Source organism: Paenibacillus sp. 01L418, assembly GCF_056400045.1.
Genome location: NZ_JBFTSN010000197.1, coordinates 1 through 11,372, shown reverse-complemented (window position 1 = coordinate 11,372; position 11,372 = coordinate 1). Strand labels below are relative to the sequence as shown.

Below are 11,372 nucleotides of genomic sequence, written 5' to 3'. Positions count from 1 at the left end.
TACCTGAACAACGGGCATTTTTTAAGATCATTGTCCAAATCCGTCGAACTGTCTTATACAAATATTAATCTCGTAGTCAGATATTTAAAAATCGAAACTGATTGCTGACCAGAAGGCCATTAGAGTTCAGAACATGGCTTGTTGTCCATCTTCCAGCGTTCACCTGCAAGCAACTTCAACTTACTCACTTCTCCGCCCCTTACTCTAAAATCGACTGTCTGATCGACGTTCGAGACAAGCGTCACACTCATCCTCCGATCCTCTAGATTCCAGTTCAATATGAAGAGATATAGTTAGATTTTTAGGTCGTTCTCATTTCTTAATATTCGAAGCAATGATGGATATAATCGTTTGACAAAGCCTATTGTCCCGAATATGATAATACTGACTAGTCAGTACAAATTAAAAGGAGTTGATATTCATGCATGAAATGTACGAATTGAAAGCTATCTTTACGCCGAATGAAGGAAAACGCGGAGATTGGGCAAAACTTAAAGTGGAGTACGGCAATCTCGGGGATAGCATCGAGATCGACAAAACGATCATAAGAATTTCGGATTACGGGATTTACGATGCAATGAAACGCGAAGAAGACGGATCGTTCACATGGTCTTATCCAATTCCGTATGAGGCACTGATCCAAACCTACGAGATCGATGTGTATGCGATAGACAAGATAGGAAACAAGGGACCTAAGCAAACGGTTATCTTCACTGTTACCAGCTAAAAATTCCCTTTCACATGAAACCGACGGCAGCTCGAATGTCTGCCGTCGGTTGTTCCTCCTAATCTACCTTTTGTCCTCTTCGGTTTATCTCTTCATCCAGCGACGCATTGTCATTCGAGAACTTATCACTTGCCGATCCATTTCCCGTTCGTGAAGTCGGGGATCGCTACCGGTTGCCCGCCCATGGCAATCGAGTCCTCGGTTAATGAGGATATACTCATCCACGAAGCCATATCATATACATCAATCGGCGTTTGCGTCCTGTTCTTGAAACTCTCGATGAAATCCCGGAAGACAAGCCAATCCATACCGTCATGGCCTCCTTTAATTCCTTCCTGCAAATAGCTCTCCCACAGCGGATGTTCATATTGCTCGCGATGGTGCTCGACGTTCCCCCATTGCGTCTTCCAATTCGATTCATACTGGTTATGCTGTCCATCTATGAATAAAGAATGGTTCTCCTCCATATACATTCCTTTTGTTCCCCTTACCGTAAAACCTCTTGAATAATATCTAGGCAATGTAGTATCCAATGTGAGTGTAATCGTTTCTCCGCGAGCGCACTGGATGATAGTCGTTACGATATCGCCTTGCTTAAACCGAGTACGAGCAAGCTCGCTATCCTTCCTCTTGCTTGTGATGTATTCCTGCATGCCTCCCGATTTTGAGGCGAGAGACACAAGCGATACCATGCGATTTCCTCTATTGATATCTAGTATTCTGGCGATGGGACCTAGCTCGTGAGTGGRATAATTATCACAGTTTCTATGAATATATTCGTTCAGTCGATAATGACGGTTTTCTTTGCCATTAGCGATTTCATAGCGCAGGTCGTGAAGATAACCTCCTGAGCAATGGACGATTTCCCCGAGAATGCCTCGCTTTACCATATTTAATACCATGAGCTCATCGCGGCCATAGCAGCAATTCTCCAGCATCATGCATGGAACTCTCGTTCGCTCATAAGCTTCTACCAGCTTCCAGCATTCCTGCATGGAATAAGCTCCTCCGACCTCGCAAGCGACATACTTCCCTTTCTCCATCGCTTCGATTGCGATAGGGATATGGGTGGACCAAGGTGTGCAGATCATGATGACGTCAACTGCCTCTTTATTCAGAACTTCCTTATAGTCACCAGTTTCAAAAGGTCGACTGCAGCCTGCCTTCTCAATCAGATTAGCTGCCTGTTCGCGACGATCCTCGTGCAAGTCACAGACGGCGACGACTTCCACGTCCTCCATTTTCAGCAATATGATTTCCAAAAGCCCCGTTCCCCGTCCACTAAGCCCGATTAAACCGATTTTCACTTTAGATTTCATCCTCGTGATCCCTCCGAATAATAGCTGCTTGCCCCTTATCGATCGCAAGGTGCTCTGCCTTCATTGATATCGTCTTTACGATTGCGACTGCCTTGTCTGCCATTGTATTCCCGCGAATTTCAACTCCGCTGCATGCCCGTARGCGGATGATTTCTTGCGAATCAGCGTATTCTCCGCCCATATCGCCGTTCCTTGAGATCTGGTTATCCGCAACAATTAAGTCGTTTATGCTCTTCGCATCCAATAATGGGGAACCGTCCAATTCAAAGCGGTTATTGCTAATCACAACGTTGCTGTGCACGGGTGCATCCACTGATACAACCGTGTTCTCCGGTTGAATCAGAATGACCGGCTGATTACCGTTACCACAAGCGACGAACCGATTTCCCCTTATCTGGACATCGCGAACCATCCCCGATTCATACCAGCTTACCGCATCGTCGGCGATGAGAATCGCGCTCATATGCAGCTTCTCGAACAAATTATTCTCGATGGTCACTTTACGGCGCGTTGTCACTAGAATTCCACGAGTCGGTATTCTCTTGAAGACATTTCCGCATATGGATACTTCGGGCGTCCATGTGACATTCTCGATGACATCCTCGTCCCCGATCATTCTCGGTACCGGAGCATCCAGCGTCAGTTCGGCTTCACGCAGACTACGCTGCTTGATGTCGACGACATGACGGGTAGCATAAGGTATTAACGAGCTAGCGGAAATAAAATCAATCTCATCGCCCAGATGGAAGGCGCTGAATCCGTAGCTTTGCGGATGCATAAACCGTACGCGAATGCATCTCTCGTCCTCGGCGCCAATGATTCTTAGATGGGTACCGTGAATATTGATGGCATCATCGTGCGCACCCTCGAATAAGCAATCGTTGATCGATATTTTTCCTTTCATCCCGGAAAGATGAACAAAATCGGCGAACGCCGCCGCTGTTCGTCCATGGGAAGGATCCGGCGCCAATCGCAAGCCCTCGAAAGTCAAGTTTTCGCTGAATTGCCCGACGATCCCAAGCCCATGCATATATTGCATCCAGACATGACGCCAGGTAATATTCCGGCAGCCAACGATCAGGGCACCAACCTGATCCCGAATGCCATCGCGCATTTGAAACACATGACCAACCTTCGTGATCGGAGCAGGCGATACAAACCAAAGCCGAAGCTTACCAAGCTCCATCTGTTCGACATGGCTGGCTAACGTGATCGGGTTGGGTACTCTCCAGGTCCGGTTGCTCACCGGGTCAAATTCCTGGGCAGGACCCCCGCGGTAAGACCAATCTTCATCAGTCCAATAAAGCTTATCGTCCATCAACAAATAATAAGAATCCGGATGAACCTCCACCTCCCAATAGCTTTCGCAGATCGCGACGATTCGCATTTCGGATATAGTCGGCCGGGCGAAATCGATCGTCAGGTTCCGTATTTCCACATCGACGCAGCCGTCCATGACGATCAGCGTCATCTTCCCGTGAAACAGCAGCCGCGAGCTGTTCCCTTCCACATGAATTCGTTTTGCCCCTTTGAACCAGAGGCCTATCGTTTTGATTGGATGGGGATGCTCCTTTTCGCTAGCCGTATTCGAGACATAGTAAGGTTCTTTGCTAGCGTTATTGGCATACAAATCATATCGTCCTGGCGGAAATTCGATCACCGTCGGCCCATCCTCGGCCGAAGCGGCATCGATCATAGCTTGTATGGCCCTAGTCGCATCCTCGCCAGAATCCGGTATCGCTCCGTAATCAGTTGCCCGAAACAAACGGGGCGCCGGATCGTTTCCTATCTCATTTGCTTGACCTCGCATGCTTCATCTCCCAGTATGATCGACTTTTCACTACACTCCTTCGACAAACTGCGCTTGAGCGCCATCGAATCAATTGTCGAAGCTGCAATGAGCGCCCCCTCGTCTCCTTCGTCCGCTCATTCTCTATTTATTGCTGCGATGGAATGATTGATATCGCCATTCCCGGCGCTAGAGAAAGCTCCAGCAACCCTCCCACAATTCGTTGACCAAGTTGCGCTTCCGATAATCCTTCAGCCGTAATTCGGTAGATATCAACGGCAGCTACTTCGTTCCAATCAGGCGGAAGCGACCAAGCCTTCTTCGAGTAACCACTCTTGCTGAATGCGATTAATTCCGGTTGCTCTTGCCATAAAGCAGGGAACAGCACGTCGTCTCCTACGCGCAGCGGCTTGCTGTCTCGACGAACGGAGTGATCCGCTAGATGAACGGAATGCCCTCCCGAATAATGAACGACCCTGTTATCGCCCTCGCCCTCTATCCGAATGCGATCAAGCGAATTCAAATACTGGTATTGAAGCATTCTTGTACAGATCTGCTCCATGAAGATATCGTGCCAATCCTCGCGTGAAACTTCGTTGTCAAGATCCCAGAATACATCCTCACCATGCACGCCCGCGCCGAACAAGAACTCCAGATCATGTCTGCGCGGAATGCCCGGTATAGAGTAATCTCGAATAGCAGCTCCGCTCAGCAGCTTGGCGGGTCTCTCCAGAAAATGCTTCTCCTGGTTCTGATCAAACCACCAGCACCACGGTTGCAATCCGATGAACGGATCGTTGCGATGATGGGCGAAATTTTCGCTTGTCACATCAATCCCGCGACTTCTGAAATAGCGGATTGTCCGGCGCATGTAGGAGGACTCCTCCTCCTGGGAGACGCCTCGGAAAACATTTGCTCTCGGAAAATAAGCGTCCAGGTGTACCGTGCCGGCCTTATCAAGCTCCAACAGCGAGATCAACTTCTCGATTCGCTGGACGATTATCCCGCTCTCCCATTCCTTCTTATAAAAAATTTGATAGGCAGCCATATTATTATAGTTACCGATTTGCAGCAAAGAACCATCTTCGTTACGCGAAATCAGATCATGCTCCATGTAAAGATCCCAATGCGGGCTATTATCGTAGGCGTCCGTCATATTGACATGAACGCTAACTGTTGTGTTATAACGTTTGGCTGCTTCCGCCAACCACAAATAGCTGTCCCTCGCAGTCGAATCCTGCGGCCTCTTCAAATGGACATTCACCTCATCCCAGGCAGGGTATCTGTCATCGTGACCATTATACTGCCATCCGACCAAATAAATGATTTTCGGAATGCCTCTGGTAAGTCGATCGATGTCCACAATATATCGAAGCGCCTGTTCAAACGTACAAAACACCTTCGACCCGCCTTTACCGTCCGGAATCGCCATGCCCAGCTTCATCGTGAGCGTCTGACTATAATCGAAATTGTAAGGGCTCTCCGGTTGCATCGTTGCTTGCCAATCGTAATATTCCCCCGGAATGGATCTCCACACTTCATTAGTATCTATTGAGTTAGTCATTCTGGCCTCTTCCTTTCTGTAATGAAGAAACCTGACAGCGCCACACATCGACGCTGTCAGGCTTCGCATTTCTTTTTACTTGGATACTTGAGCGTTCATCATATCCACGATCGATTGATAATCGCCAATATCCGAAAGCTCCTTCTTAAATGCATCCCATTCGGAGAGATTTCTCTCGCCAAGCAGGAATTTATAAATATTTTCGTCCAAATACGTTTGTACCGCGGTCATGATTTGCGCTTTCTTCGCTTCGTCATCTTTGCTCAGACGAACGACCGGCGCTTGTTCATACGGAGCAATGGACGTTTCCGAACTTGTGAATTTTCCCATTCCCTCTTGAGGACGCATCTCCTCGAATTGGCCCTTGGCGAAAAATTGCACTTTTTTATAAGCGATATAGTCAGTAGAATAATTTTGCGGGGCGAAGACGAAACCTTGACGCGTTGTACCATCGCCATTTAAGTCTTTCTTCTCTTGCCAGTCTCCGTTTTTGTTGATGAATTCCTTTTTACCTTCGACCACTTGGTAGGTTTTCCCTTCAACGCCCCAATGCATCAAATCAATCATTTCATCCGAATACTGATAATCGAGCATCTTGACGATAAGTTCCGGATATTTCGTGTTTTTGGAGACCATGACGCCGTAGTTGGCATAGATGGTATGACCCAAGAGGGCCGGCCCCAACACCCACTGATCGCCGTACTTTTCGTTTTTCGGATTGACCGCTGCTCCCCATGAGACGCCTTGATCCGGAACGGAATATTGCTCCCACCAACCTGCCCACGCCAACGGAAGCATGAAGGACTTGCCGGTTGTTACTTTCGCCTTCAATTGATCTTGAGACTGGCTCAGGAACTCGGGATCGAGCAGCTTCTCGTCGTACAATTTGCGAATATACATTAAACCTTCTTTGAAAGACTCCTCAGTCGGTCCGTATACGTATTTCTCGCCGTTCCAGTAAATATCGCTTTTCGTATGGTTCGAGAGAGCTAACGCGTCTATGAATTTTGGCCATTCCTGCGAATTGACCGGATAGGAATCCGGATACAGCTCTTTCAGCTTAACGGCCGCATCGTAGAATTCATCCCAGTTTTCCGGAACTTTGATATTATGTTTCTGGAAAACATCGAACCGGTATAACGCTGGGTATGCGGAACCCGCTAACCCCGTATCGTTCCGGAATCCATCCCCGAAGAAAAACATTTTGCCTTCCGGTGTATACATACTCTTGTCCGAGAACTTTGTAGACTCCAAATAAGCTTTATAGTTTGGAGCGTACTCGTCCAGGTAAGGCGCAATGTCCAAGAGGGACCCTTGGTTGCCGAATTGGAACATGACTTCGGCATCCTTCACACCCGACATAATGTCCGGTGTATCGCCGCTGGCCAGCGTCAATTTTATTTTCTCCGGATAGTCGTCACTGTTCACATAGATCCATTTAATATCAAGCTTTTTGCCGATATGCGCTTCCATCTTTTCCTTCCAGAGCTTATAGAGCTCGGTATCCTTCGGATCGTCCCCGAAGCTGGACATGTAAGCGTTAATCTTGATCGTTTCCTCAGCCGGTTCAGATGGCTTGGATGTCTCACCGGAATTGCTGTTGTTTGTTTGCTCTGACGGTTTGTTGTCTCCTTTGCTGCAGCCAGCAAACACGAGTGTCGCAACGAGCAGAAAACTAAGCACTAGAACCATTTTTTTCTTCAAAGCATAACCCCTCCATGAATTGTATTTGTTAATCTATGTTTAATTTCAGATCAACCGCTGTTAGCCTTTCACCGAACCGATCATCATTCCGGACACAAAATGCTTCTGCAATAGCGGGTAGACGAACAGAATCGGTAATATCGTGACGATGATAGACGCCATCCTAATGTTTTTGGTATTCAGATTGTACGTCTCGAGGAATCGTTGCAACCCGCCTGAACTCGTATCATCCTTCAGTTCGATTACCATCCTGCGCAAGAGCAACTGGATGGGATGGCTGCTTTCGTCATTGAGARAGATCATTGGTTCAAACCACATGTTCCAGAACATGACTGCACCGAATAGCGCAAATGTCGCCAGCAGCGGCTTGGATAATGGCATATATATGCGAAACAGAATGCCGAGATCATTCGCTCCATCAAGGTAAGCGGATTCCCGCAACTCCTTGGGGATATCTTGGAAGAAAGTACGGAAAATGATGATATTGAATGCGCTCATTGCAACTGGCAGCACGATCGCCCATATCGTATTGAACAAATGCAAATCCCTGATAAGAAGGAAGTGCGGAATAAGTCCCCCACTAAATACCATCGTTATGATCACGTAAAAGACCAACGGTTTACGAAATACGAATTCGTTGATTGCTAACGGGTAGGCGAATAAGGAGGTCAGCAGCAATTGAAGAAAAGTGCCGATGACTAAGAACTCAATCGTATTCATATAAGCATTCAAGATGTTTTTATCCTGTAAAATGAATTTGTAGCTGTTAAAGTCAAATCCTCGCGGATACCAAGTAATCTTGCCCTGAGCAACTAAGGTGGGATCGCTAATCGAAACAGCAAACGTATTTAATAGCGGATAAAGCATAACAACACATAGCACGATCATAATCGTGTAATTAATAATATCGAAAGCTTTAGACCCAAGCCCTTCATTATATACTTTCAATGTATCCCCCCCCTTACCATAAACTGTTTTCAGATACTTTCTTGGAAAAGTAATTCGCAAATACAATTAAAACAAGACTGATCACGGAGAGCATCAAACCGACCGCAGCGCCATATTCAAACTGTCCGCCTTGCACGCCTACCCGATAGACGTAAGTTTCGATAACGTCCGCCGTTTCGTAAATTTTCGGATTGTACATGAGAAGCACTTTTTGAAAATCCGTGCTTAGAATACTTCCTAGCTTCAGAATGAGCATGACCGCTGTCGCGGGGATAATTGCCGGCCATGTGACGTATCTCAGTCTCTGCCAACGATTCGCGCCGTCTATGACCGCTGCTTCGTGTTGCGCCGGATCGACACCGGTAAGCGCTGCCAAATAGATGATGGCTCCATAGCCCAATTCCTGCCATATACCCGCACTAATGTAAATCGGYCGGAAAGCTTCCGATATATACAGCAGCGTCCTTGGTTCCGCCCCAAACCAAAACAGAATTTTATTGACGATCCCCTCTACTGAAGTAAATTCATGAACGAAACCGACAACGATTACCGCGGATAGAAAATGCGGGAAATAAGTAATCGTCTGCACAGCCCGCTTAAAAAATTTGTTGCGAAGTTCATTCAATAATAAAGCGAATAGGATTGGAGCCGGAAAACTGAAAATCAAAGAATAAAAAGCAAGCAATAGCGAGTTTTTAGTAATCCTCCAACTCATCGGACTATCAAAAAACGCCTTAAAATGGTCGAAGCCGACCCAAGGACTTCTTAAGAAGCCCAACGATGCGTCATAACTTTTGAAAGCGATTGTAATTCCATACATGGGTAAATACTTGAAAACTAGAATAACCAGAAAACCAGGCAGCACCATTAGGATCAAGTAGCGCTGCTTCCAACATTTTCGCAGAAAGCTTTGTTTTTTTGTGAGTTGTAGATTGTGCGCAAGCTGTTGATTCTGCAAATTTCACCCCTCCAGTACACATATACATAATGACAATAAAATGTAAGCCCTTTCGAAATGCAGCTGATCATCTCACCAAGCCCACATCGTTCTTGGTGACCTCAGCATACGGGAGATGATGAATTTTAAGCAATTATCAACTATTAATATCGTTTGAATAATTTCATTTCGATAGAAAATTGATTGTATGTGAAAGAACGAAAATCGCTCCTGGTTACGAAATATGGGAGTGTCATTTATTAATGTGCTGTTCAATATTTCAGCTGCGCATGACAGCCAAGAATTATCCCCTTATAATGATGGAAAGCGCAACCTGCTTTATGCAAGCGGTTACAAAATAAAGATTAGAAACTGATCTACCTTATAGAAAGAAAAAAGGGAGGTTCCCAACTTGAACAGATTATTCCGAACTGTTTCCACTCGATATCACAGAAGCAGCGTTCTGTTTAAGCTGCTCATCGTCAACATGATTTTTATCATTCTGCTCACCACACTGCTTGGGTTCAACTACTCGTATTTGAAAACAAACGTCAAGGAACAAGTTGTGCGAACGAATGAAGGCTTCCTGAAGCAATTGTCCGGTGACTTGTCTGGTGAATGGTTGGAGATTCGCAACATGATTTACAATTTCAGCGTTAGCTTGGATACGAAACTCCTGTCCAACAATCCCAAAAATTCACGGTCTTATTACCCCACGTTAATGTCATACAAAAACAAAATAACGCAATCGAATCTGCAACTTCCGTTCCGGGCGCAGATCTCCACTTACTTCCCGAATCAGGACTTGGTGATCAGCAGTGACGGAACCCGTAGTTTGAGCGTCTTCTATACGAATCTGGATGTTAAAAACGGTGGTGAAACCTGCCGTTGCCTGCTGCAAAACGAATTGGAACAACTGTATAATTTCCGCAATACTATCGTGTTCTCATACCGGCTATTCCCGGAAGGCTATATATTCGTACAAATCGCCAAAGCCGAGCTGCTCGCTTATCTGAACAATCAGACAATGTTGCTTGATAACGTTATCGTGATAAGCGATAGGGAAAATCAACTTTTTGTAAGTACAGCGACGCTTGATCCAGCAATCGCCGAGCAACGGCTTCCTGAGCTAAAAGGTCCGCTCATCATTAATGGAAATAAATATACGCCTATTTCTCAAACAGATCCATTGTTCACTTACACCGTTTTGTTCTCGGAAAGCCAGATGCAGGAAAAGCTTAAAAAGGCCAACGGGTACACCTTCGTCTTGTTTGCCCTTTTCTTCGCCGTTAATTTGGGATTTCTGTTCGTCAACTGGTCCATGTTCAGGCCGCTAAGGCTCATGGCGAGAACATTCAATCAATGGACGACGGGCCCTGCTACGAAAAATGAATTCGCGATTCTCTCGGATACGTTCAAGGAACTAAATTCCGCCACAGTCTCCATGAAACAGGAGATCACGGAGCAAGCCGACATCTTGGAGCATAACGCGCTGCTTCGGCTGTCAACGGACGAGAATTATACGATGAAGCCCCACATAAACCGGATGCTGTCCGTGAAGTATGATTCCTATGCCATACTCACCGTCATTGAAGAAAGCAGCCAAGGCCAATCCGTTGCCTTGTATGCTCCCTTACTGGAAGCGGCGTTAAGTCAATCCCGACCGTACATTCGACTGCATGCCCATAGCGATAAATCTATATTTATCACAAGCTGCTCCGATACGAACGCATTGGAAGCTCTGGTTTCCCGCGTCTTTGATAGCTGTTCTGATCCGGTAGACAACATGCTTGTATTTTGCGGTATCAGCTCCGTTCATACGCGACTAGAGGACATCGGGAAAGCGCTTCGTGAATCGACTGACGCGATTGACAAGCATGTCCCTAATCTAGCCCATTTAAAGAGCGTCATTCTCTATCAAGATCGGAACAGCGATCAAGCGGCGGTTATCCACTTGTCCATCGATAAGGAGCAAGAACTTGTCAACTATACCCTCAAAGGAAATACGGAGACGCTACAGCAATTTTTCGATAAAACGATACAAAAGACGTTCAAAAATTTAACATTTGAACAGTTCCGGAACATGCTTCGTTACCTCCACGACCTGCTGCTTGTCATCATGAACAGTAAGAAGATCAGCGTCGAAGAGGTGTGGGACGTTCCGCCGGCATTTTCGCATACGTACCATCTCCAGTATTTATTCCGGCAAATCCAAGAGGGATATTTTCTCGTGGCCAAGCGATCCGCCCTGCCGATTACGCCTCTTCTGGAGCAGATAAACCAATATATTGACAAGCATTATGCCAATCCGGATTTATCGTTAACGCTAATTGCCGATCATCTGGCTATCACTCACGTGTATTTATCGACATACTTTAAGAAGC

General features: G+C 46.2%; 8 protein-coding genes and 1 pseudogene. 2 read left to right on the top strand and 7 right to left on the bottom strand.

Going from position 1 to position 11,372, the window contains the following annotated elements:
- Nucleotides 1-119: 119 nt before the first annotated feature.
- Nucleotides 120-251, bottom strand: coding sequence for a hypothetical protein (locus AC1DSE_RS20795; protein WP_477508908.1), 132 nt, complete (start codon nucleotides 249-251; stop codon nucleotides 120-122).
- Between the two features lie 170 nt (nucleotides 252-421).
- Between AC1DSE_RS20795 and AC1DSE_RS20790 the strand changes: the two genes are divergently transcribed.
- On the top strand, nucleotides 422-727 hold the full coding sequence (locus tag AC1DSE_RS20790) for a hypothetical protein (protein ID WP_477508909.1): 306 nt from the start codon (nucleotides 422-424) through the stop codon (nucleotides 725-727).
- Between the two features lie 125 nt (nucleotides 728-852).
- On the opposite strand, the gene AC1DSE_RS20785 is transcribed toward AC1DSE_RS20790, so the two are convergent.
- The 6 genes from AC1DSE_RS20785 to AC1DSE_RS20760 all read right to left on the bottom strand — a co-directional run bounded on the left by AC1DSE_RS20785 (nucleotide 853) and on the right by AC1DSE_RS20760 (nucleotide 9,009).
- Nucleotides 853-2,046, bottom strand: coding sequence for a Gfo/Idh/MocA family protein (locus AC1DSE_RS20785; protein WP_477528121.1), 1,194 nt, complete (start codon nucleotides 2,044-2,046; stop codon nucleotides 853-855).
- Nucleotides 2,036-3,856, bottom strand: a complete 1,821-nt coding sequence (locus tag AC1DSE_RS20780; protein ID WP_477508911.1) for a right-handed parallel beta-helix repeat-containing protein — start codon at nucleotides 3,854-3,856, stop codon at nucleotides 2,036-2,038. The genes AC1DSE_RS20785 and AC1DSE_RS20780 overlap by 11 nt, the downstream gene beginning before the upstream one ends.
- A gap of 127 nt (nucleotides 3,857-3,983) precedes the next feature.
- Complete coding sequence (locus tag AC1DSE_RS20775; protein ID WP_477508912.1) at nucleotides 3,984-5,399, bottom strand: endo-alpha-N-acetylgalactosaminidase family protein; 1,416 nt, start codon at nucleotides 5,397-5,399, stop codon at nucleotides 3,984-3,986.
- A gap of 75 nt (nucleotides 5,400-5,474) precedes the next feature.
- Nucleotides 5,475-7,103: an extracellular solute-binding protein gene (locus AC1DSE_RS20770; RefSeq protein ID WP_477508913.1), complete on the bottom strand. Its 1,629-nt coding sequence runs from the start codon at nucleotides 7,101-7,103 to the stop codon at nucleotides 5,475-5,477.
- A gap of 60 nt (nucleotides 7,104-7,163) precedes the next feature.
- Nucleotides 7,164-8,051: a carbohydrate ABC transporter permease gene (locus tag AC1DSE_RS20765; protein ID WP_477528120.1), complete on the bottom strand. Its 888-nt coding sequence runs from the start codon at nucleotides 8,049-8,051 to the stop codon at nucleotides 7,164-7,166.
- Nucleotides 8,052-8,064: 13 nt separating this feature from the next.
- Nucleotides 8,065-9,009: an ABC transporter permease gene (locus tag AC1DSE_RS20760; protein WP_477508915.1), complete on the bottom strand. Its 945-nt coding sequence runs from the start codon at nucleotides 9,007-9,009 to the stop codon at nucleotides 8,065-8,067.
- Nucleotides 9,010-9,400: 391 nt separating this feature from the next.
- Between AC1DSE_RS20760 and AC1DSE_RS20755 the strand changes: the two are divergent.
- Nucleotides 9,401-11,372: pseudogene (locus AC1DSE_RS20755) on the top strand (hypothetical protein); the annotation flags it as partial.